Source organism: Exiguobacterium sp. KJ 601, from assembly GCF_027161185.1.
GTDB lineage: Bacteria > Bacillota > Bacilli > Exiguobacteriales > Exiguobacteriaceae > Exiguobacterium > Exiguobacterium profundum.
The window spans coordinates 1,897,650-1,920,744 of record NZ_JADHZG010000001.1 but is presented as its reverse complement, the minus strand read 5'-3'; the positions used below and the strand labels follow the sequence as shown (position 1 = coordinate 1,920,744).

The window sequence follows — 23,095 nt, the reverse complement described above, 5'->3', positions numbered from 1 at the left end:
TTTTTTACGTTACTTCGTAATGAAATAGTAGAGGAGTCCGAGTCCGATGAACGAGACAGGAAGCAAGATGATGTAGAGCCAAGATACCATCGACCAGCTCTTCTTTTGGCTGTACGTGGAGCGGTCTTTCCCGAGCCCGACCATAATAGTGAAAATCATTGCAAGCAAACAGACGAGCAAGGCTAATCCGATTGTTAGGTACAAAATATCACACCCTTTACTGACAGTTATAACTTAAGAATAGCTTAAAAGAAGAGCTTTAAAACGTTCTAAATGTTGGGGTTTTGTGACCGCGATGATTATTATAAATCACTTTTTAATGTGACGCATATATTCAGACACAGAAGATGTTTCGATTCCTAGCGCCTCATCAATAATCGTCAAGGCACTTTCATGACGTTTTAATGTCTCTGCGGCCACACAATCGCGAGGAACATAAATATCATAATCGCGCATATATGCATCATTGGCGGAGAAGAGGATACATATATCTGTTGCGACACCAGTTAAAATCAATTTCGTCACGCTTAACTGACGAAGCAAAATATCTAACTGGGTTCCGAAAAAGGTAGAGTGTCTTGGTTTAATAATGAAGTATTCTTCATCCTCTGGTTCGATTTGTAATGCAATCTGCTTCCCTTTTGTACCTTTCACATAATCAATGATATCTTCCGTGCTATCTTTCCACTGCCCAAAATTGTCATTACAATAAATGACGGGCAAGTCCGTCTCTTTAAAATGTTTTTTTAACTTGAGAATCGGATCAACAATCACTTGTGTATGCGTACGTAGCATGTCGCCACCATCAAAATCAAAATCATTGAACATATCAATAATGAGTAATGCTGTCTTAGACATAGAAATACCTCCTCACTATAAAACGCCTATAGCAAAGAGGTACCACTTTATCATTCGAAGTATGCTTATTCCGCGAACGTTTTGCTACGGAACATAAATGCCGTGATGAGATAGAAGGCGATGATATGAAGGGCGACATAGAAGATGGAGAAGCCCATCGTAGCATCCATCGCTTTCATGAATTCTGGATTCACATCATAAATAGAAAGGTCTGAATGCAAGAAGACGATCCATTTTGCGAGTTCAGGTTTCCAGGCAACGAGAAGACCCCCGATGATACTTGAGGCGAAGTTCGCGAGCACCGTAAAACCGATGACGACGCCGACTGACTTGAAGACGACCGAGAACATGAGCGTCAAGAAGATGATGAAGATTGGTCCGCTCACACTGATGAGAATAGGGCGAACGACGTCCCATGTGACAGAGCCGTCTAACGTGAGTGAGAACCCGAACGCGACGACTAAAATAAAGACGAATTGGAGCAACATGACGAGAACGGCCATAACGAGTTTTGACAACAAGATGCGGTCTCGGGAATACGGACTCATCAAGAGGTGCTTCAGCGTATCAAATTTCAACTCATTCCCGACCATCTCGGCTGTAAAGACGATGGTAAAGATGCTGAGGAAGGCGATGGCGCCCATCGTTGAGAATTCAAAGAACGATGCCCCTTCTGGTGTTCCTTCACCACTGGCTAATACAGCGTATACGATGAGGATGATCGCGGTGTATACACCTAAGGCGACGTAAGGTTTAATCGTGCGGCGCCATTTCATCCATTCATTGCTGAGTAATGAACGCATTGTTCGTACCTCCTTCTTTTTTCGTCAATTTCAAGAATTGTTCTTCGAGCGACTCGTGTTTCATGCCAATCTGATAGACGGCGATATCGCGCTCGATTAATTGTTTCAGTAAGACTGGAATGTCTGTCTCTTGACGCGGTACGATAAACGACTCGGCAGACTGCTGGACGATTTTCACATCATCGAAGGCGAGTGCTGCGACGTCAAGTGCCTCGTTCATCTGCTCCTTGGCAACTTTACAGAGGATGACGCTGTCAGCCTTCGTCTGTCCGTCTTCCACTGACTTGATTTGTCCTTGGTCAATGATTGCGAAACGGTCGGTGATCAATTCCATCTCGCTCAATAAATGGCTCGAGATAAGGATGGCGATTCCGCGGTGGTCCGCAAGGTGGCGTAAGTAATTCCGAAGATCGGCGATCCCAGCTGGGTCAAGACCGTTCGTCGGCTCATCTAAGATGAGCACTTTTGGGTTATGCAACAAGGCACGGGCAATCCCGAGGCGCTGTTTCATCCCGAGTGAGTACTGTTTGACTTTCATATCGAGCTTTCCGTCGAGTCCGACGAGGGCACCGAGTGCATTCAAGTCGACTTTTTTCAAGTTCGGAATCAAGTTCATCGCATGAATCAAGTTTTCCCGGCCCGTCATGTACGGATAGAATGCAGGATTCTCGACGATGGCCCCGATTCGGCTGAGCGCTTCTTGGCGGTTGTTCGCCACGTCATACCCATCGACTGTCACGGTCCCGTGCGTCGCAGGCATGAGGCCTGTGATGATTCGAATAGTTGTCGTCTTCCCGGCGCCGTTCGGTCCGAGGAATCCGAAAATTTCTCCTGGAACGACGTCAAAGCTGACATTTGTCAATACCGTTGCTTTTCCCATCTTTTTATGGACATTTTGTACGGATAACATGTGGTCACCTAGCTTTCTGTTAAGAGTAATAGTGTAATGCCTACACTCCCTATTACGGGGCTGTTTGAAATAAGGTTTCATCTTTTTTTGAAATTGTTGAAACAAATACATCAAGACACAATTTATCGATAAGCAAAACTTATTGAAATAGTATGGACGAATTGTGAATTTGTAAGGGTTTTTCTGCGACGAAAGGTGTAGTATGAAGTTGAGCGTAAGAGGCAAGATTTGGTTTTGTTCACCAGGGTAGGAGAAAGGTGAACTGCTTCGGGCTACATGTTAAAATGAAAGCGTTCACAGATTGAACGTTTAGGAATGGATAAGGGGGATTTATTCAATGGGAGAGTCGTCGAATGTTCACGAGAAATCGCAAGCATTTTATGGTCCTAACTTAGGCTACATCATTGAACTGTACGAACAATATTTGGAAGACCCATCATTGGTCGATGATGAAACACGTCGATATTTTGACGAATTTGGGGCACCGGAAACGTCGTCACCGACAGAAGTGCCGGTCTCGGGTCCATCGTTTGATTTAGAGAAGGTCGTCTCGGCGACACGGCTCATCAACGACATCCGTGCTTTCGGTCATAAAGCAGCTGATATTTATCCACTAAAAGATCACCCGCGCGAGCAGGAACTATTCGAACTGTCACGCTATGATTTGACAGAAGAAGACTTAAAACAAATTCCGGCCCGCCTTTTATCAGACGATGCACCAAAACCAAACGCGAGCGCCTTAGAACTATTCCGTCACTTGCTTGACGTGTATACAGGAACGGTCGCCATCGAACTTCGTCATTTAGATGACATGGAAGAGAAGAAGTGGATTCGTCGTCAAGTCGAACAAGGGGCGTTACAGCAAACCTTCTCGAAAGAAGAAAAAGTCGAGTTGTTCAAACGTTTGGCTGAAACAGAACTGTTTGAATCATTCCTTCATAAAACATACGTCGGACAAAAACGTTTTTCAATCGAAGGATTGGATGCGATGGTGCCACTTCTCGATGCGATGGTCGGAGGCCTCATTTCGAGTGGTTCGGAACATATCAATATCGGAATGGCCCACCGTGGACGTTTGAACGTACTTGCCCATGTTCTCGGCAAACCGTACGAGATGATTTTTGCGGAGTTCCAGCATGCACCGAACAAAGAATTGATTCCATCTGAAGGGTCAATAGGCATCAACTTCGGTTGGTCAGGCGATGTGAAATATCACCTCGGTCTTGACCGGAAAGTGGTCGAACAGCAAAAAGAAGTCCGTCTCAACTTGGCGAACAACCCGAGTCACCTCGAGTTCGTCGGGTCGGTCGTCGAAGGATACACGCGTGCCGCACAAGATGACCGTTCTGAAAAAGGACCGGCTGTACAGCACGACGATTTGGCAGCCTCAATCTTGATCCACGGAGATGCGGCCTTCCCAGGACAAGGCATCGTCGCGGAGACACTCAACATGACGAACTTGACGGGATATCGTACAGGTGGGACAGTTCACGTCATCGCCAACAACACGATCGGTTTCACAACAGACCCGAACGATTCACGGTCGACACGTTACGCAAGTGATATCGCTAAAGGGTATGAAATTCCGGTCCTCCACGTGAATGCGGATGATCCAGAAGCGTGTGTCGCTGTCGCGAAGTTGATTAGTGAATATCGTGCCAAGTTCCATAAAGATATCTTGGTCGATTTGATTGGATACCGTCGATACGGACACAACGAAATGGACGAACCGATGAACACGAACCCGGTCCTTTACAAAGCCATCAAAGGACACCAGTCTGTCCGTCACGTCTATGCCGCACGACTTGAGGAAGAAGGCGTCATGACGAAAGATGAGAAGGCGCAAATCGAACAAAAAATCGAAGAGGCATTGAAGGCGGCACGTGATCTCGTTCCTTCTGAAGAAGAGGATGCAGACATCGTGTTACCGGATGCGGTCCATAAAGGATTCCCGAAAGTCGACACGAGCGTCGAACGAGAATTCCTCACGCAATTGAATGAAGAGTTATTGAACTGGCCGGAAGGCTTTGGTGTCTTCCATAAGCTTCAAAAAGTACTCGACCGTCGTCGTGATGCGTTCAGCGAAGGTGGAAAAATTGACTGGGGTCATGCGGAGACGCTCGCCTTCGCGTCAATTCTTTCAGATGGTACGCCGGTCCGCTTGAGCGGTCAAGATTCAGAGCGCGGAACGTTCGCCCAACGGAACATCATGTTGAACGATGTCGAGTCAGGTAAGAAATTCTCGCCACTCCATGAGTTGTCGACGGCGAAAGCATCGTTCTCGGTCTATAACAGCCCGCTCTCAGAAGGTTCGGTGCTTGGATTTGAATATGGCTACAACGTATTCGCACAAGATACACTCGTGTTGTGGGAAGCACAATACGGTGACTTCGCGAACTCGGCACAAGTCATGTTCGACCAGTTCATCTCGGCGGGACGCGCGAAATGGGGCCAAAAATCAGGCCTCGTCATGCTTTTGCCGCACGGTTACGAAGGACAAGGGCCGGAGCACTCAAGTGCACGTATGGAACGCTACTTGACACTTGCCGGGGAGAAAAACTGGACCGTCGCAAACCTTTCGTCTGCGGCACAGTATTTCCATATTCTTCGTCGTCAAGCAGAGATGCTCGGGAAAGAAGAGATTCGTCCGATGATCATCATGACACCGAAGAGTCTGCTTCGTCACCCGCTCGCCACGTCACCAGTCGAGGCGTTTACGGAAGAGAGCTTTAAACCAATCGTCGAACAGCCAGGTCTCGGGGAGAACACAGAGAAAGTCGAACGTCTTGTTTTCTGCACAGGGAAAATGGCGATCGATCTCGCGGAAGCGGTCGGCAAGTCAGAAGAGTCACTCGACTTCTTGCATATCGTCCGTGTCGAAGAAATTTACCCGTTCCCGGTTCGTGAGATTCGTGATGTCATCAGTCGTTATCCGAACGCGCGTGAAATCGTCTGGGTTCAAGAAGAACCGAAAAACATGGGGGCTTGGACATATATCGAGCCTCGTTTAGAAGCGGTCACAACGAACCGACTCGATGTCCGTTATATCGGCCGTCGCCGTCGTTCGAGTCCGGCTGAAGGGAATCCGACAGCTCATAAACAAGAACAAGCACGCATCATCCGTGAAGCACTCTCTCGTGACGTCGTCTCGAGCGGTGCAGGCACGAGCACATATCAAAAAGATCGTAAATAAGTTAAGGGGGAACTCATTGTGATCGAAATCAAAGTACCGGAATTAGCAGAGTCCATTACGGAAGGAACGGTCGCGACATGGCTCAAACAGCCAGGCGACCAAGTCGAAAAAGGGGAAGCAATCGTCGAGCTCGAGACAGATAAAGTCAATATCGAAGTCCCGGCTGACGAAGCGGGTGTGTTAGAAGAACAACTTGCCGGAGAAGGGGACACGGTTCAAGTCGGTGAAGTCATCGCACGTCTCGGTTCAGGTTCTGGTGGCGGAACGGCTGTCGCGACGAAGACGAAGACGGAAAACGCGACAGAAACGAAAACAGAAGCACCGACTGAGAAAAAGACAGAGTCTATTGAAGAAGGCAAGAAAGTCGAGAAACGTGAAGAGCACGTGGCGAGCCCGGGTAAAGGACCAATCGCGACACCTGCTGCACGCAAGCTCGCTCGAGAGAAAGGTATCGACCTTTCAGCTGTCCAAACGAACGATCCAATCGGTCGCATCAACGTCCATGACGTTTCAAAACATGAAGACAAACCAGCCGTGAAAGAGCAGAAACCAGCGGCTGCCACTCCGGCACCACAACCGGCAGCGAGTGGGAAAGAAGAAGAGCGCATCAAAATGACACGTCGTCGTCAAACGATTGCGAACCGCCTCGTCGAAGTGCAACAGACGGCAGCGATGCTCACAACGTTCAACGAAATCGATATGTCGGCGGTCATGGCACTTCGTAAACGTCGCCAAGAGAAGTTCGTGAAAGACAACGATGTTAAACTCGGCTTCATGTCGTTCTTCACGAAAGCAGCAGTGGCAGCTCTCAAGCGGATGCCTTACTTGAACGCTGAAATCCAAGGCAATGAAATCGTCTTGAAGAAATATTATGATATCGGGATTGCCGTCTCGGCTCCAGATGGTCTCGTCGTTCCGGTCGTCCGTGAAGCGGACCGCAAAAACTTCGGGGAAATCGAGAAAGATATCCTTCACCTCGCGGACAAAGCGCGTAACAACAAGCTCGGGTTGAGTGATTTGACAGGTGGTACGTTCACGATCACAAACGGTGGCGTGTTCGGTTCACTCCTCTCAACACCAATCTTGAACGGACCGCAAGTCGCTATCCTTGGGATGCACTCGATTCAACTCCGTCCAGTCGCCATCGATGCGGATACAATGGAGAACCGTCCGATGATGTACGTGGCACTCTCGTATGATCACCGAATCGTAGATGGTCGTGAGGCTGTGACATTCCTCAAGCACATCAAAGACATGATTGAAGATCCAGAACAATTGTTGTTCGAAGCGTAAGAACAGGAAGTACTCGCTCCTATATAGGGGCGAGTGCTTTTTTAATGTAGGGAATCTTATCGACGCGATGCATCTGATGACCCATCAAAAAATCTTGGCGACAGAAAAAGCGGGTGCCATCCCGATGACGCATGACAATCTGAAAGAGGTTCGTGGCTATTTGGAGTTGTTGCGTGACAAGAATAAAATCAAAAACGATGACTATCTTCAACTCGGCGGAATCATTGAACGATGAGGACAAGCCATCTTCGATGAAATCGATAAATAACAGGACGTATTGTTAGAGGAAATGTATGCTGTCATTGGATTCTTGAACGGACTGGCGACACGTGCAGAAGAAAGACGTGAATACGAATACGGAAGAATAAGCAAAAGGAGTTCATCACGAACTCCTTTTCGTATGGAGAAACGACGTCACGAAAGCGACTCATGGAAAGAAAGTTGTTGTTTTCCGTTCGCTTTTGACCGATATAACGCGTCGTCCGCTTGTTCGATGGCAATGTGTGGTGGTTCCGGTGGACTCCAAATGGACGCCCCGATACTAGCCCCGACTTTCACCGATGCGATGTCTAGCGTAATCGGTTTAGAAATTGTATCGATGAGTGTGTTTCCAACCTCTCGAATTTGTTGGGTCGAACGCTCAGTCCTCGGGAACATCAGGAAGAACTCGTCTCCGCTCAATCGGACGGGATAGACCTCCTCGAGGGGCAGAGCCCGTAACCGGTGTGCGACCTCGACCAATACCTCGTCCCCGACCGCATGACCATATGTATCATTCACCGCTTTGAAGCCATCGAGGTCGAGATAGAAGAAGATGTAAGGTTCTTTCGAGGTGTGTAGTTGATTCAGCTGTTCACGTAGGGCGACCCGATTTGAAAGACCGGTCAGTGCGTCACGATTCGCTAGTTTTTCAAAGTGTACCCGTTCCGACTCTGACTCCGTAAGGGAGGTGACGAGCGATTCGAGCGCGAACGCGAGCGACTCAATCTCTTTGATTCCTGATTGATGGGGAAACGTGTTTGCTTTCCCTTGTTCCATGAGCGAAGCCGTTTCGGTGATTCGCTTCAACGGTCTCGTCACGATCGAAGCGAGTAGCCAACCGAGTACAGCCGTCACAAGTGAGGCCAATAAACCAATCCATAGAATTCTCGTTTCAAGTGTCTCGACTGGTGCAAACGCGACTGCCGTCGGCTGACGGACGACGACCTGCCAACCAAGTCCAGGATATTCATCATATCCTTCTCCGATTGACATGCCTGTCAGATAGTCTTGACCGTCATCCCACTCTTTCACGGAGGCGCCTTCTGTAAAGGATACAGGGAGTGGTTTTCCGACCATGTCGTCTGGACCGAGGAGCACGACACTGTCTCGTTCACTGATGACGAATAAATCCGTATCATCGACTTGTTCATGAAGCGTTCGATTGAAATGTTCGAGTACTTCTTTCCCCCAGGCCCAGCTTAAATGAGTGGCAAGTACCCCTTGAAACGAGCCGTCCTGGAAAAGCGGGACACTGATATCGACGAATTGGAGCGGTTCTCCCGTCGGATTCGGCAATAATTCAGCTAAGAGAACTGCCTCGTGGACATCTCCGATAAAGGGAGCATCTTGTGCTTCAAGATAAACCGGTCGTTCGGCAATCGATGCCCCTTCGAGAATCCCGTTCGTCGAAGCGACGACGGTCCCGTCCGCATCCGTGACGCCCATCCAAGAGAAGGCGGGAATGTTTGATTGGACTTGGTCGAGTAGTCGACGTGTCTCGTCTCGGTCTTCTAAATCGAGGCCTTGTAAGAGTTGGACTTCTTGATAGCGTGACCACATATAAAAATCGAGTTTGTCCGCCAACTGATGCGATGTCGTCGAGAGGCGTTCCCCGATTTCTTTCTCGAGCGCGTCAGATGCCCGGTGACTGATGAGGGAAGTGAGTGCGATTGTCAGTAAAAAGACGAGCGTGGCAATGCTGAGCGCCAAAATGAGTCCGAGGCGCATCGTAAAAGACTTGATCATGCGTAAATAAACCTCCTAAAGCTTGAATTAAAGAGAATTATGAAAAACGAGTCGATATCATGATTGGAAGAAGAGCTTCCGCTATAATGAAAGACGAGTCAAAATAGATAGAGGTGAAGAGAATGAAAAAGAATCAATTGTTGGTCATCTTGACCATCGTTGCGGTCGCGTTAATCGCATTGGTGTTCGTCTTACTCAACCAAGATGAGTCGACGACAGCCGAGCGTGGCGATCACGTCTCGATTGAAGGACAACCGACACTCGGAAACCCGGACGCAAAAGTATCGGTCGTCGAGTTCGGAGATTACAAGTGTCCTTCGTGTAAACAGTGGGGTGAAACGATTTACCCGCAACTGAAAGCGGATTATCTCGACAAGGAAGACGTCAGCTTCAGCTATATTAACGTCTTGTTCCACGGACAAGAATCAATCTTGGCATCCCTCGCTTCCGAGTCGGTATACGAGCAAGACCCTGAGTCGTTCTGGAAGTTCCATAAGGCACTCTACGATGCGCAACCGGAATCACAACAACACGACAATGCGTGGGTGACCGTCGAGAAGCTGAAAGAAATCGCAAGCGAGACGACATCGGTCGACTTGGCGAAGTTTCAGCAAGACCTTGGGGAAGAATCGACCGTACTTGAAAAAGTCAGTACGGATGACGGTCTTGTAAAAGAGAACGGTGTTCAATTCACCCCGTCCATCATGATCAACGGCGTGATGCTCGAAGACCCGTTCGATTACGAAAAAATCCAAGAGCTGATCGAGCAGGATTTGTAAGATGAAATCATTTCTCGAAAAGTATGGGTTATACCTCGCTTGGCTCGTCTCGTTGACGGCGACGCTCGGCAGTCTCTACTTCAGTGAGATCCGGGAGTTCGTGCCATGTGAGCTATGTTGGATTCAACGTATCTTTATGTATCCGCTGACCATCCTCTTGGGGATTGCCGTCTTCACGGAAGATCGGGCGGTTCGGAAATATGTGTTACCGCTTACTATCATAGGCGGTTTCGTATCACTTTACCATTACTTGGTACAGAAAGTGCCAGGTTTTGCAGAAATTCAACCTTGTGCACAAGGAGTTCCGTGTAGCGGTCAATACATTAACTGGCTCGGGTTCATCACGATCCCGTTCCTCGCATTGACGGCTTTCACGCTCATCACAATCCTCATGTGGAACGTCAAAAAGCGATAAGGAGTTGGCACGTGTGAAGAAATGGTGGATGATTGGTTTGACGACGATGCTCATCGTCCTAGCAGGATGTGGTCAAGAGATTGAGGATCCGCTCAACTGGGAAGTCGAATCGTTCGAATATACGAATCAAGATGAAGAAATGGTCAGTCTTGACGATTTAAAAGGGAAAGTGTGGATGGCGGATTTCGTTTTCACAAGCTGTGAGACAGTCTGTCCACCGATGACATACAATATGACGAAACTGAATGAAGCGCTTGAAAAAGAAGGCGTCGAAGACGTGCAGTTCGTTTCGTTCAGCGTCGACCCGACGGTGGATACTCCGGAGAAAATGAAGGAGTTTATGAGTGGCTATGACCTTGCGAAAGCAGATTGGCAGTTCCTCTCAGGCTATTCGCAAGACGAAATTGAAACATTTGCTCAACAGAACTTTAAGGCGCTCGTTCGGAAGCCTGACGAAGGCACACAAGTCGACCACGGCACGTATTTCTATTTGGTCGACCAAGAAGGAAAAATCATCAAGGCGTATCCTGGTTTCCAAAACGTTCCGACCGAAGACATCATCAACGACATTAAAATCTTGCAAAAATCTTAACCGAAGACCTGCTCCACCAAACACGGGTGGGCAGGTCTTTTTGGTTTAAGAGACCTGCTATAATGGAATAACCAGAATGCTCAATGAAGACCACGCCATTTTTTGAAAGATAGGCGAATCGACATCCTTTCTCGTATAGAAACGGCGAAGGCACGCTATAATCAATTCAACGAACTATTAGAAAAGAGGATCTACATGAAAAAGACGATGTTGCTCTCATTGGTCGGAATGGCGGCTGTCACCGGAACGATTCTGACACAGTACAAACCGCTCGGACGAAAGCCGAAATCGCTTCAATCTCCGAACCGGGTCAACGGAAAGTTTCGTAATCAATATGAGACGCCGATGAACTTTTCTGCGCAGGACATGGTGTCGATGGCGCGTGACTATCGTGATGTGACGTCACTGCGTAAACCTACCGAACGTCTTCCGATCGTGCCGATCGATTTCGAGGAGAAGACGGGGTCGAGCTTCACGAGAGTCTATTGGCTCGGTCATTCGGCGCTCATGGTACAAATGGACGGGAAGATGATGCTCGTCGATCCGATGTTTGGACGTAGCCCATCCCCACTCCCGTTCGCTAAAAACGAACGCTTCAGTGAAGACTTGCCGTTCGAACTCGAGGACTTGCCCGAAATCGATGTCGTCTTATTGACGCATGACCATTACGACCATCTCGATTATGGAACGATTCTTGCCATCAAAGACAAGGTCGCCATGTTTATCGTACCGCTCGGTGTCGGAAGCCATTTGAAACGATGGGGTATCGGGGCAGAACGAATCGTAGAACGGGATTGGGGCGAGTCGCATGCGTTCGGGTCGTGGACATTCATCTGTACGCCGGCGCGTCACTTCTCCGGTCGCTCATTGACGGACCGCAACAGCACGCTGTGGGCGTCGTGGGTCGTCCTCGGTGAGACGGATCGGCTCTTCTTCAGTGGGGACAGTGGATATGCTCCGCATTTCAAGATGATTGGCGAACAGTACGGACCGTTTGATTTCGCTGCACTCGAATGCGGGCAATATGATGTGCGCTGGCCAGACGTCCATATGCAGCCGGAAGAGACCGCGCAAGCGTTTCGTGATCTACGTGCCGATCAGATGATGCCGATCCATTGGGGGGCGTTCACGCTGTCGTTCCACGATTGGTTCGACCCAGCGGAACAGATGTCGTCTCTCTTACCAAAAGAAGTCGTCCTCACTCCGAAGATTGGGGAGCGGATCACGCTCGATGGTCGGAATGATACGACGACGTGGTGGCGAGAGCTCGAAGACGCAAACAAGCGATGACCTTGGTCACCGCTTGTTTTTTTTGTTAGGAAGACATCTTCTCTGTAGCATCTTCTTCGATATGCAGTTTGTGTTTACGCGTATAGACGAGGAACGCGGCTGTCATCGCGATCGAACTGATTCCGAACAAGACGACCATGAGCTGAAGTCCAATCAAGTCGAGGAAGAATCCTGTCACGAGAAGGACGACTTGGAAGATAATCCGGTCGAGCATGTTTCGGAACGAGAAGAAACGACCGTGATATTCTTTTGGCATCCGTGTCTGGAAAATCGTGACCGCCGTCGGGAAGAAACATCCGACCGAGAAGCCGAAGAGAACGAACGCTGCGATGGACATGAACGGGATATCTGCAAAATAGAGCATCAGTTGGGCGACACCGATTAAAAACGAGAACGAGAATAAGATTGAGAACGCCGAGAATTTTTCGCCGATGCGTTTGATCATGAAGGCACCTGTCATGAAGGCGAGTCCTTCTGCCGTATAAATCCATCCTTTAATCGCCGTCGAATCTTGCAGCTCACTGATGTTGATGACGAGCAAGTTGAATCCTCCGATGAAGAGGAGTGGGATGAGCGTCATGACGAGCGTCATGAAGATGACTGGGATCGATTTGATGATCGGGAAGACGTCTTTGAAACCGCTCGACGCTTTCGCATCGACCTTTTTCGCCGAGGGCGTTTTCGTCTCATCGAGTTTCAAGAAGAGCGTCGCGACCGCTAGCAACAGGTAGGCGACGAGCGAGAGCGCGTAGACGTTACGGAGCGAGATCAGTGTCAAAAGGACACCTGCAATCGCCGTCCCGATGACACGCGACAAGGTAGACACATTCATATGAACGCCGTTCAAGGCAAGAAGCTCCCGTTCCTTCACGATGAGCGGAATCGCTGCCTGCAGGGCAGGGAAATAAAATGCGGCCGATCCTTGTAAGATAATCAAGAAGATGACCATCCACACGACCGAATTCGTCTCGATGGCGACGAACATGAAGAGTACGCTCAGCGCCCGGACGATGCTCGAGATGAGCATGATGTTTTTCTTAGAACCTTGGTCGGTCAAGCGACCCGCGAGCGGACCGATGGCGACCCCGGCAAGTAAGCCGATGGCGAGAATGACCGCCTTCACAAAGTCAGAGGGGACGCGGTCCTGCATAAATTCCAAGTTCCCGATGATGCCGAGCCATAGACCAAGACCAGCGACGAATTCGCCCGTCAAGATGATCCAGACGTTCCGATTTTTCCACATAGATGTATTCCTCGATTCTTATCTGTTGATAATAATTATGCTTGAGAATGCTTCATTTAGCCACAAAAAAGAAGCCGAACGTCGGCTTCTTCATCAATCAAATATCACAGTTGTCGTCAGTGCACGTCGCACCGTTCGAAAGGACTTGGATTGTCGGATTGTTCTCAGACCAGACTTTTTCGAGCACTTGCTTGAACGCTTCCGTCGGCTGAGCACCGGACACCCCATATTTGTTGTCGAATACGAAGAACGGGACACCCGTGATGCCGAGGTCGCTTGCGCGTTTCTCTTCGGCACGGACGTCTTCCGTATACACGTCAGTCGTCAAGACGTCACGCACGGCGTCACGTTCGAGTCCGACGCTTGTCGCGATTTCAAGAAGCACATCGTGGTTCCCGATGTGTTTCGCGTCGACGAAATAAGCCTGCAGCAACGCTTCCGACAATTCTTTTTCTTTCCCGACCGTTTTCGCGTAATGCGTCAAGCGATGCGAGTCGAGCGTACCCGTCACGACCATGTTCTCAAAATCGTAATCGAGTCCGACTTCACGGGCCTGTGCAGCGACTTGTGCTGTCGTTCCTTTTGCCTGTTCGATTGGCATCCGATATTTCGTTGCGAGTGCCTCATAGATGGTACGTGAATCATTCGTCGGGGCGTTCGGGTCGAGCTCGAAACTCTTGAATTCGACTTCGACTTGATCTGCCTGTGGGAACTGTTCGAGCGCCTCTTCTAGACGACGCTTTCCGATATAACAAAACGGGCAGACATAATCTGACCATACTTCAATTTTCATGATGAATCCCTCCTGTCCTTAGTGTAGGAAATCTTGAATTCAAAGTACAGGAAACGGCTCATGAAAAAAGTCCTCCACGAGGAGGACTTAAAAGACGTACCAGAATACACAGACGAAGTGGGCGAAGCTTCCGAACAAGATGAACAGATGGAACACTTCATGGAAACCCCATCCTCGCCAGTTGACGAATTTTGGTTTGAACCCATAAATGAGTCCGCCAATCGTATACATGACGCCCCCGAGGACGAGCCAGAAGATACCGGTGTTGCCGATCACGTCATGGAGTGGTCCGATAAAGAAGACGGACAACCATCCCATCCCGATATAGAGCGCGGTCGACAAGAAACGAGGGGCATGGAACCAGACGAGTTTGAAGATAATGCCGAACAAGGCGAGTGCGTGTACGGTACCGAAAAGGACCCACCGCGTCGGTCCTTCGAGCGCGAGTAACGTGAGCGGTGCGTATGTACCCGCAATCAACGCGTAAATCATCGCATGGTCGATTCTCCGGAAGAAAGCGATGACGTTCGGTGAGGCGATGATGCTATGGTAAAGACCTGACGATAAGTAAAGAAAGACGAGGCTGATCCCGAATAGAATCGCGGCCATAATGGCAAGCGGCGAGCCGAGTAACGAGGCTTTGACGACCATCGCGATGAGGGCGATGAAAGCCAGTACCGCACCGGCAAGATGCGTCAGTGCGTTGATGGGTTCACGGAAAATCGAATGCATGTAAAACACTCCTTATCACATCATGTAGTATCGATAACTACATGATATACTGAAGAGGAACAAACAACAAGGTGTACCTTTCGACAAATGGAAGTTTTCTTTATACTTAGGAAGTGAGGTGAGGTAGATGAAAGCGAAGGACATTACCGAAACGGAAGGTACACTCCCACGGGACGTATTGCCGACCGTTGATTTATACATGGATCAGGTCATCCAGCTGTTCGAGCAGCATTATGGGAAGATGAAGCGAAACGAGGAGGAGACCATTTTGACGAAGACGATGATCAACAACTATGCCAAGGGCAAGTTGTTTCATCCCGTCAAAAATAAAAAGTATACAAATGAACATCTGATGTTACTCAGTTTGATTTATGAGATGAAAGGTCTCTTGTCGATCAGTGATATTAAGGAGACGCTCCGACCGTTGAACGAGTCGGATGAGACGTTCTCACTTGAAGACTTCTACGAGGCCTATCAGGCTCAGAAAGTGAAGAATCTAGAAGTGTTCGAAGCCCAGGCGGACACGCTATTAAGTACATCGCTCGAAAAAGAGAGCGATGTCAAGCGAACGCTCGCCATCGCATCTGCCGTTCATATGAGCCACTTGTATCAGCGGTTGGCCGAGCAATTGATCGATGAGAACTAAAAACAACTCCTCCGAAGACAAATCGTCTGCGGAGGAGTTGTTTTAGTTATTGATGTATTTCTCGTAAACCGTACCGAAGTCTTTACGGTTCCATTCATGATAGTGGCGTTGTAGCCAATCGAACGATTGCTCGTTCAATTCCTTAAACGTGTTCGGGACGTTCATGTCACCTTCACGAAGTCCGCTCAAGATCGAGACGGAGTGAGTCAGTGATGTGTTCGCATACTCCATCATGCGACGGCCTTCCCGCTGAATCTCTTCAATCGCGAGGAGTGCCTTGTACAAATCTTTCACGTGCTCGATTTGTTTCTTGTTGATATCGATTGAGTATGGCTTGTCGCCGATTGTGAATTTGACTTCGACATCGAGGTCGACGGTGCCGGCCGTCTCGAACATGACGTGCTTAATCGGATAGTGTGCGTAAGGGTAACGATATAGCACTCGTTTCGAACTCATCGCACTCGTTCCATCAAGGTGAATCATACCTAAGTTTGTAAAGCAGTATTCATCCGATTTTGATTTGATCAAGAAATAGATCTTTTCGTTATCCTCATGGAGGACATAATCATCCGAGTCCGCCTTATCAAAATCGGACGGGTCGATCACCTCACCGATGTCGCTGAAGCCAGTCAAATCAGAAGCCAGTTTTTTGAACATGTCATTCACTCCTCAGTAATGGATTTTATGCATCTCTTTCGGGTCGGACCCGGTCCGCTCGTCACGATTGAGCGCATCGATGGCCGCCATCTCTTCTTTCGTCAACGTGAAGTCGAATACCTGTATATTTTCTTTGATTCGACTCGGTGTGACGGATTTTGGGATGACGGCGACGCCGTTCTGTAAGTGCCAACGCAAAATGACTTGGGCCGGCGATTTTCCGTGAGCCTTCGCAATCTTGACGATCGTCTCATCTTCGAGCGCTTCGCGTCCTTTCATGAGTGGACTCCACGCTTGAATCTGGATGTCATATCGTTTGCAGAATGCAATCAGTTCTTTCTGAGACAAATATGGATGGATCTCGACCTGGTTCACGGCCGGGACGATTGAGCATGATTGAATGATTTGCTCCAAATGCTCGATCTCAAAGTTCGAGACCCCGATTGCTCGGACGCGTCCTTCTTCATACAGCTGTTCGAGTGCTTTGTACGTTTCGACGAATTTACCGAAACGGGGCATCGGCCAGTGGATGAGGAACAAGTCGACATACTCGAGTCCGAGCCGATCTAAGCTATCCTGAAACGCTTGGAGCGCCTCGTCGAATCCGTGGAACTCGTTCCAAAGCTTTGTTGTCACAAAGACGTCCTCTCGTGGGATGCCTGCTTCACGAAGCGCTTGTCCGACACTCTCTTCATTTTGATAAATCGCAGCCGTATCGATCAATCGATAGTCTGCATCGAGCGCAGCTTTGACCGTATCGACCGTCACTGCGCCATCTTCGACCTTATAGACACCGAGCCCGAGCATCGGCATCTTGACGTTATTATTCAACGTCGTCCATTCCATAAAAAATCCCTCCCTCTCGTCTATAACGTTACCGAAATTTTGGATGAAGGGAAAGGAAAAACTACAGACGGATGCTTTCCCCGTGCGCCTTGATCACAATTTGGTCACGGTCGAGTTTTGCGGCCGCGACGAGACGGTGATACGGTTCCTCGACAGGCTCATAAGAAAGGACGAACGTGTCCCAATGCATCGGGAAGAAACGCTTCGCTCCGCTCTCTTTGTACATCATCCAAGCCTGTTCCGGAGTACAGTGCGCTTCCTGGAACGAGTCCGGTTGATAGGCACCGATTGGGAAGAAGGCGAGGTCGATCGGTTCACGGTCAGCAAGTCCTTTGAAGGAGTCGGTATAGGCCGTGTCTCCTGCGAAGAGCATACGAATCCCTTTGTATTTGAGCAGGTACCCGTTGTACCCCATATGTTTGTCCCACGGGAAACGGTTGCCCCAATGCTTGACGGGAATGGCGCGGACATCGAGCCCGTTCGCAAGTGTCACTTTGTCATGTGGATGCAGTTCGAGCGTCTGCAGACTCGGGTATCGGCGCAACAGGCGGCTCGTCCCAGGAGCAGAGACGACAATCGTCTCGCGAGTGATGAGTCGCTTCAAACTTTTATGGTCAAAGTGGTCCATATGGGCATGGCTGAGTAGGATGACATCGACCGGGCCGACCTCCTCAATGGAGAGGGCCGGAGCGGTGTGACGTTTCATGCCGACTGTCAGCGGTCCGAGATGGACTCCGATTCGTTTTGAGAAGACGGGGTCCGTTAAAATCTTGAGCCCATACCAATGAATGAGGACCGTCGAATGCCCGATCCACGTCGCCTGCACATGCGTCTCATCAATGGTTGTCAGTTCTGGACGTTCCGGCCATTTAAAGCGCGGACGGGGGAGACGACGTTTGAATCGTGTATAGAGAAACGTTCCGACGCTCGCCAAGACGGCACTCGGAACGAGGATGCGTCGACGCATCATGCATCACCTCACTGTTCGAATATACTGTCATCATATCGCGAGGACAGATGCACCGCATCCGCCTAAAGGAGTAGAAAAAATGGGAGATTGTGGGGTACACTCTTGCGAATCCGCTTTCAATTTGATAAGGTGGCAGTAACTTAGGAAAGAGAGGTACACCGTGCCATGAAAAATACACGTTCACTCCAACGATGAGACGAATCATCACTGTTCGCTTGAACAGTCACGGGTGAAGTGTGTCCATTTTTTCAAATACGGGAAGCGCTCGTTTTCCTCTTTGAACGGATTCCTTCACACCACCGCTTTGAAGCGGATGGTGTTTTTTGTTTCATCGCGTATCGGATTCATAAGCGAGGTGAAACAGATGTTAGCAGTAAAACAAGTCCGGTTTGACTATGACCGGAAACCATTATTTGACGCGGTCTCGTTCGAGGTCGCGGCTGGAGAGCGTGCCGTATTATTCGAGTTGAACGGGAGTGGGAAGACGACGCTCTTCCGACTCGTGACCGGGGAGTTGACCCCACAAGCCGGGAAGATTGAATGTCTTGGCGAGGTCGGACTCGTCCGACAGACCATCGAATCGACAGACATGACCGTACTTGAGTGGACGATGCGCAGTGATCCAGAACGATATGCGCTCTATGAAGATGTTTCTTCTGGTGACGAGATGCGTGTCATGCGGTCCTATGAACGGGCGTTCGCACTCGATGTGTACAACTTGGAACAAGAGGCGACAAGAGCATTGACTCGACTTGGGCTGGAGGAGCACCTCTTCCGAAACATTAACGAGCTAAGTGGAGGCGAGAAGACGCGAGCTCAGCTCTCAACACTGACGATGAAGCGGGTGGACCTCGTCCTGCTCGACGAACCGACGAACCATCTGGATCTCGAGTCGATCGACTGGCTCACGAAGTGGTTGAATCAGTTTAAGGGGACGGTGCTCATCATCTCACACGACCGTCAACTGATGGATGATGTCGCAACGACCATTCTTGAACTGTCAGGCGGACTAGTCACTCGATATCAGGGAAACTATACGGCGTATAAACATCAAAAAGAAGAAGAACGCGTGCGTGACGAGCGAGCACATGCTCGATACGAGAACCGAAAGGCAGAACTTCTCGAGATGATTGCCCAATATAAAGGGTGGCACTTAAAGGCGAAAGCGACAGCGAGTGTCCGCAGTCCGGGAGCGCAAAAAGGAGCGGCCAATCTCGCCGTCAAAATGAAGGCAAGAGAACAGAAGTTAAGGCAGCTCGAAGACAATCGTCCACAAAAACCAAAAGAGGAGAAATCCATCTCCGTCCGTTTTGCGGCGGATGAGCTCGAAGCGAAAACGTGGCTGACGTGTGAGGATGTGACGTTTGGATACGACAAGCCGTTCTATGAACCGTTTTCATTCTCGATGAATAAAGGAGAGCGGATCTCGATTACCGGACCGAACGGAAGCGGAAAGACGACGTTATTAAACGTGCTGATCGGTGAACGATTACCACACTCGGGCGTGATCAAGCGACATCCTCGTCTGAAGATCGGATATTTCTCTCAAACGCTCGAGCGTCTCCCGGAGACCGGAACGTTACTTGAGGCGTTACTCGCCAATAGTGAGATCGGAGAGACGGAGGCGCGGACGTTGCTCGCTCACTTCTTGTTCCGGCGAGATGAAGTGCACCGACCGATTACCGAGGCGAGCATGGGAGAAAAGTGTCGAATCGCGTTTCTCATCTTGTACTTCTCGGATGCCCATCTGTTGGCATTAGATGAACCGACGAACTATTTAGATGTGGCGACACGCGAACAAATCGAGGCGGCGTTGTCCGTCTATCCGGGTGGATTATTGTTGATTTCCCACGACCGCTACTTTCATCGTCTGACTTCGCGCACGATTGAATTAGGAGAGCACATTGTCATACGTGAGAACGATGAGCGCGATGAACCGGTCGATGTCGAACAAATGGTCAGAACGATGGACGAATTGACAAAAGATGAATTGAAATTTTTTGATGAAGCAGGAAACCTCCTACCATTTGACGAAACGAGTGAAATGAATCGAATCGAGTAGGAGTGAAGAACATGAATGGAGGAAGATTGTCGCGTGCGACGACGCGGAAGCGTAAACGCGTGTTCCGTATCACGACGGCATTGGCATTAATGCTCGCCTTGGTCGGGATCATCGCGTTCGCGGCACTGATTGACAAGAAACAGGACTCGGCTTTACCGGAATCTGATGAGATTGCCACGGAAATGGTCGACTCCGAGTCGGAACAACCGGCTGATGCTGATGCTGAGACGGAATCGGCAGATAAGATTTATATCGGGCAACCGTATACGAAAGTATACGCGGATGACCGGGTCACGGTCGTTTATGAAGCCGACTTGGGTGATCGATTTGAACGGTTGGAGACGGTAAGTGGATTTGTGAAAGTTCAGTTGAACGAGCGGTTGACCGGCTGGGTCACAGAAGAAAGTGTGACGACAGAGGCGACAGCTTTATCGGATGACGAGGTGATTGCCGCTTGGCAACAAGTCGTCCCAAACGCTTCGGAGTCCGTCCTTGACTGGATTGGGAAAGATCTCGAAACCGTCCGTGCGGAGCTTGGCAGTCCTTCTGCCGTTCAACGTGACCAAGTGAACGAGTATCATTTCTATGATGGATTCTTCCTCATGGTCCGGGACCAAAAAGTACGGGCCGTTGATTGGGACAAACAAGCAACCGCGACGCCAGACTTACAACCGACTCGCGAACAAGCGACCGGAATTTGGTTCGAGGGTGAGACGGTCCAATTGAAACTGTTCCCTTATAGCGGCGTCATGCGTGTCCGTCTGGAGCAAAAATGAGACAAAGCGGGAGAGTTCATTCTCCCGTTTTTTTTATTGTTTTTCATTCAAATGAACGTTTGAATGTTTGGTTAAAATGGAATAAGATAAACAGTAGAAGGAGGAGTCAGTTATGGGACATCATCATGATCACGACCACCATCACCATCATTCGACGAATCAGCGGGCGCTCTTACTCGCCTTTCTCTTGATTGCGGCGTTCATGGTCGTCGAAGTGATCGGCGGACTATGGACGAACAGTTTGGCGCTATTATCGGATGCGGGTCATATGCTAGGGGATGCGGCGGCGTTAGGACTCAGTTTCCTCGCTGTCCGATTTGGGGCGAAAGCGGCGACACCGAACCGGACGTTCGGGTATCGACGTTTCGAGATTTTAGCGGCATTCATTAACGGGCTGACACTACTCGTCATCTCGGTCTATATTCTTGTCGAGGCATACCAACGAATCAGCGCGCCACCAGAAATTCTAAGTAGTGGGATGCTTGTCGTCGCCATCATCGGGCTACTCGTCAACATCCTTGCCGCCTGGATTTTAATGCGCGGGGAGAAAGATAATTTGAACGTGAAGAGTGCGTTGTTGCACGTATTCGGAGATTTGCTCGGCTCGGTCGGAGCCATCACGGCAGCAGTCCTCATCATGTTGTTCGGATGGACGTGGGCGGACCCGGTCGCGAGCGCCTTTGTTGCGATTTTGATTTTAATCAGTGGCTATCGGGTGACGCGTGACGCGATTCATATCTTGATGGAAGGATCGCCGGAACAGATTGATGTCCGGGCGATGCAAGAAGAGATTGCTAAAGTTGACGGGGTGAAAGAAGTGCACGACTTGCATGTCTGGTCCATCTCGTCGAGCGAGCATGCAGCGACGTGTCACGTGTTGATTGAAGAAGAGACGGATGATCAAGACGTCTTGAGACAAGTGACGGAACGAATCCGGAAATACGGGAAGTTCGAACGTTCGACGGTCCAGATTGAACGGGAACGACAATGTTGTGAAGAACGAATCATCTGGTAGTGAAGAGTAAGGGAGTTCAGTTTGGACTGAACTCCCTTTTACTAAGGCTTCAATACTACTTTTACGCAGTCATCTAAATGCTCATTGAATAAGTGATAGGCATCAGCAGCATGTTCAAGAGATAAACGATGCGTGATAATGTCAGTAGGGTCAAATTTTTGATCTATGATCATTTGAAATAACTCAGGCATGTAATGAATAACAGGTGCTTGTCCTGTTTTCAAAGTAACATTTCGGGTGAAAAAATCTCCCATCGGAAACTGATTGTAATTCATTGGGTATACCCCGGTAAGTTGAACGACCCCAAATTTACGAACCGCTTCTTTTGCTACTTTGATTGCGCTTAGTGTACCGCCTTGGATCATAAGTTTTTGTTCTATCTTTTCAATTGAAGATTTTTTTCCATCAATACCCACACAGTCGATAACAACATCTGCCCCGCCATTAGTAATCTCATAGATATATTTTCCTGTCTCAGTTGGATCTTTTAAAAGAATTGTTTCTACTTTATTTGATAGTTTTGCCCGATTTAGTCGATAGAGTTCGGGATCTACAGCAATAACCCGTTTAGCCCCACGTACCCAAGCTAATTTTTGAGTCATTAACCCCACAGGACCTGATCCGAGAACCACTACCGTATCTCCAGCTTTCATGCCAGCATTATCTAAACTCCACCATGCTGTTGGAATAACATCAGATAAAAAGAGAAGTGCCTCATCTTCAAGCTCACATGATTCGGGGATGACAAGCGGCATGAAATTACCGTATGGAACCTTTAGAAACTCTGCTTGACCACCGGGATGATTTCCAAACTGTTCAGTATATCCAAATAAACCACCAGCATCAGTGTGAGGGGCGTGGTTAGAGTTATCGCACTGACTCTCCATCTCATTTTCACAATAAAAGCAGTGACCACATGATACATTGAATGGAAGGACGACCCGATCACCCTTTTTCACTTTAGTTACATCAGGTCCAGTCTCTTCAACAATTCCCATAGGCTCATGTCCAATAATAAAACCAGGGCGAGTAGGCATATTCCCTTGATAGATATGAAGATCTGATCCACAAATAGCTGTCGATGTAATTTTTACAATGATTTCTTCCCGATTTTCGATTTCGGGATCTCTAACGTCCTTTACTTCAATCTTCTTAGTTCCTTGATAAGTTACTGCGCGCATATAATTCATTCCTCCTTTTTTAAAGACAAGTAAA

Annotated in this window: 23 protein-coding genes; 11 read left to right on the top strand and 12 right to left on the bottom strand. The window is 48.9% G+C overall.

The window, feature by feature from the left end:
• Nucleotides 1-9 precede the first annotated feature (9 nt).
• From IRJ25_RS09825 to IRJ25_RS09810, 4 genes are all read right to left on the bottom strand, one after another.
• Nucleotides 10-204, bottom strand: coding sequence for a hypothetical protein (locus IRJ25_RS09825; protein ID WP_074032694.1), 195 nt, complete (start codon nucleotides 202-204; stop codon nucleotides 10-12).
• Nucleotides 205-309: 105 nt separating this feature from the next.
• Nucleotides 310-858, bottom strand: a complete 549-nt coding sequence (locus tag IRJ25_RS09820; protein WP_269318196.1) for a cysteine hydrolase family protein — start codon at nucleotides 856-858, stop codon at nucleotides 310-312.
• A 65-nt stretch (nucleotides 859-923) separates the two neighbouring features.
• Complete coding sequence (locus tag IRJ25_RS09815) at nucleotides 924-1,661, bottom strand: ABC transporter permease (protein WP_269318195.1); 738 nt, start codon at nucleotides 1,659-1,661, stop codon at nucleotides 924-926.
• Nucleotides 1,639-2,571, bottom strand: coding sequence for an ABC transporter ATP-binding protein (locus IRJ25_RS09810; RefSeq protein WP_074037619.1), 933 nt, complete (start codon nucleotides 2,569-2,571; stop codon nucleotides 1,639-1,641). The genes IRJ25_RS09815 and IRJ25_RS09810 overlap by 23 nt, the downstream gene beginning before the upstream one ends.
• Before the next feature lie 337 nt (nucleotides 2,572-2,908).
• Here IRJ25_RS09810 and IRJ25_RS09805 point away from each other — a divergent pair, with 337 nt between their 5' ends.
• The 3 genes from IRJ25_RS09805 to IRJ25_RS09795 all read left to right on the top strand — a co-directional run bounded on the left by IRJ25_RS09805 (nucleotide 2,909) and on the right by IRJ25_RS09795 (nucleotide 7,292).
• Entirely contained in the window at nucleotides 2,909-5,764 is a 2,856-nt protein-coding gene (locus tag IRJ25_RS09805; protein WP_269318194.1) for a 2-oxoglutarate dehydrogenase E1 component, read from the top strand.
• Between the two features lie 18 nt (nucleotides 5,765-5,782).
• Nucleotides 5,783-7,057, top strand: a complete 1,275-nt coding sequence (gene odhB, locus IRJ25_RS09800; protein WP_031421273.1) for a 2-oxoglutarate dehydrogenase complex dihydrolipoyllysine-residue succinyltransferase — start codon at nucleotides 5,783-5,785, stop codon at nucleotides 7,055-7,057.
• A gap of 76 nt (nucleotides 7,058-7,133) precedes the next feature.
• Nucleotides 7,134-7,292, top strand: coding sequence for a DUF6241 domain-containing protein (locus tag IRJ25_RS09795; protein ID WP_269318193.1), 159 nt, complete (start codon nucleotides 7,134-7,136; stop codon nucleotides 7,290-7,292).
• Nucleotides 7,293-7,471: 179 nt separating this feature from the next.
• On the opposite strand, the gene IRJ25_RS09790 is transcribed toward IRJ25_RS09795, so the two are convergent.
• Entirely contained in the window at nucleotides 7,472-9,064 is a 1,593-nt protein-coding gene (locus IRJ25_RS09790) for a diguanylate cyclase domain-containing protein (protein ID WP_269318192.1), read from the bottom strand.
• 122 nt (nucleotides 9,065-9,186) lie between these two features.
• Here IRJ25_RS09790 and IRJ25_RS09785 point away from each other — a divergent pair, with 122 nt between their 5' ends.
• The 4 genes from IRJ25_RS09785 (at nucleotide 9,187) to IRJ25_RS09770 (ending at nucleotide 12,140) form a co-directional block, all read left to right on the top strand.
• Nucleotides 9,187-9,843 (top strand): DsbA family protein, encoded by a 657-nt coding sequence (locus tag IRJ25_RS09785; protein WP_078146477.1) that lies wholly within the window; start codon nucleotides 9,187-9,189, stop codon nucleotides 9,841-9,843.
• 1 nt (nucleotide 9,844) lies between these two features.
• Nucleotides 9,845-10,258: a disulfide oxidoreductase gene (locus IRJ25_RS09780; RefSeq protein WP_214684844.1), complete on the top strand. Its 414-nt coding sequence runs from the start codon at nucleotides 9,845-9,847 to the stop codon at nucleotides 10,256-10,258.
• A gap of 13 nt (nucleotides 10,259-10,271) precedes the next feature.
• Nucleotides 10,272-10,850: an SCO family protein gene (locus tag IRJ25_RS09775; RefSeq protein ID WP_269318191.1), complete on the top strand. Its 579-nt coding sequence runs from the start codon at nucleotides 10,272-10,274 to the stop codon at nucleotides 10,848-10,850.
• A 195-nt stretch (nucleotides 10,851-11,045) separates the two neighbouring features.
• Nucleotides 11,046-12,140, top strand: a complete 1,095-nt coding sequence (locus IRJ25_RS09770; RefSeq protein WP_269318190.1) for an MBL fold metallo-hydrolase — start codon at nucleotides 11,046-11,048, stop codon at nucleotides 12,138-12,140.
• A 25-nt stretch (nucleotides 12,141-12,165) separates the two neighbouring features.
• Here IRJ25_RS09770 and IRJ25_RS09765 read toward each other — a convergent pair whose 3' ends face one another.
• From IRJ25_RS09765 to trhA, 3 genes are all read right to left on the bottom strand, one after another.
• Nucleotides 12,166-13,383, bottom strand: a complete 1,218-nt coding sequence (locus IRJ25_RS09765; protein WP_269318189.1) for an MFS transporter — start codon at nucleotides 13,381-13,383, stop codon at nucleotides 12,166-12,168.
• Nucleotides 13,384-13,480: 97 nt separating this feature from the next.
• Nucleotides 13,481-14,176 carry a DsbA family oxidoreductase gene (locus IRJ25_RS09760; RefSeq protein ID WP_269318188.1) on the bottom strand — a complete coding sequence of 232 codons (696 nt, stop codon included), beginning with the start codon at nucleotides 14,174-14,176 and terminating at the stop codon, nucleotides 13,481-13,483.
• 87 nt (nucleotides 14,177-14,263) lie between these two features.
• Complete coding sequence (gene trhA, locus IRJ25_RS09755; protein WP_269318187.1) at nucleotides 14,264-14,908, bottom strand: PAQR family membrane homeostasis protein TrhA; 645 nt, start codon at nucleotides 14,906-14,908, stop codon at nucleotides 14,264-14,266.
• A 127-nt stretch (nucleotides 14,909-15,035) separates the two neighbouring features.
• On the opposite strand from trhA, the gene IRJ25_RS09750 reads away from it, so the two are divergent.
• Entirely contained in the window at nucleotides 15,036-15,554 is a 519-nt protein-coding gene (locus tag IRJ25_RS09750; protein WP_269318186.1) for a DUF1836 domain-containing protein, read from the top strand.
• A gap of 42 nt (nucleotides 15,555-15,596) precedes the next feature.
• Here IRJ25_RS09750 and IRJ25_RS09745 read toward each other — a convergent pair whose 3' ends face one another.
• The 3 genes from IRJ25_RS09745 to IRJ25_RS09735 form a co-directional block, all read right to left on the bottom strand.
• Nucleotides 15,597-16,211, bottom strand: a complete 615-nt coding sequence (locus IRJ25_RS09745) for a PH domain-containing protein (RefSeq protein WP_015881030.1) — start codon at nucleotides 16,209-16,211, stop codon at nucleotides 15,597-15,599.
• A gap of 12 nt (nucleotides 16,212-16,223) precedes the next feature.
• A complete protein-coding gene (locus tag IRJ25_RS09740; protein ID WP_214684834.1) occupies nucleotides 16,224-17,057 on the bottom strand; it encodes an aldo/keto reductase in 834 nt (277 codons plus the stop codon).
• A 61-nt stretch (nucleotides 17,058-17,118) separates the two neighbouring features.
• Nucleotides 17,119-18,024 (bottom strand): MBL fold metallo-hydrolase, encoded by a 906-nt coding sequence (locus IRJ25_RS09735; protein ID WP_230872783.1) that lies wholly within the window; start codon nucleotides 18,022-18,024, stop codon nucleotides 17,119-17,121.
• A 367-nt stretch (nucleotides 18,025-18,391) separates the two neighbouring features.
• On the opposite strand from IRJ25_RS09735, the gene abc-f reads away from it, so the two are divergent.
• From abc-f to IRJ25_RS09720, 3 genes are all read left to right on the top strand, one after another.
• A complete protein-coding gene (gene abc-f / locus IRJ25_RS09730; protein WP_269318185.1) occupies nucleotides 18,392-20,089 on the top strand; it encodes a ribosomal protection-like ABC-F family protein in 1,698 nt (565 codons plus the stop codon).
• Between the two features lie 11 nt (nucleotides 20,090-20,100).
• Nucleotides 20,101-20,865, top strand: a complete 765-nt coding sequence (locus IRJ25_RS09725; protein ID WP_159561928.1) for a hypothetical protein — start codon at nucleotides 20,101-20,103, stop codon at nucleotides 20,863-20,865.
• A gap of 112 nt (nucleotides 20,866-20,977) precedes the next feature.
• Nucleotides 20,978-21,880, top strand: coding sequence for a cation diffusion facilitator family transporter (locus IRJ25_RS09720; RefSeq protein ID WP_269318184.1), 903 nt, complete (start codon nucleotides 20,978-20,980; stop codon nucleotides 21,878-21,880).
• Nucleotides 21,881-21,921: 41 nt separating this feature from the next.
• Here the strand turns inward: IRJ25_RS09720 and IRJ25_RS09715 are convergent, their stop codons facing one another.
• Nucleotides 21,922-23,061: a zinc-dependent alcohol dehydrogenase gene (locus tag IRJ25_RS09715; RefSeq protein ID WP_047795560.1), complete on the bottom strand. Its 1,140-nt coding sequence runs from the start codon at nucleotides 23,059-23,061 to the stop codon at nucleotides 21,922-21,924.
• Nucleotides 23,062-23,095 lie beyond the last annotated feature (34 nt).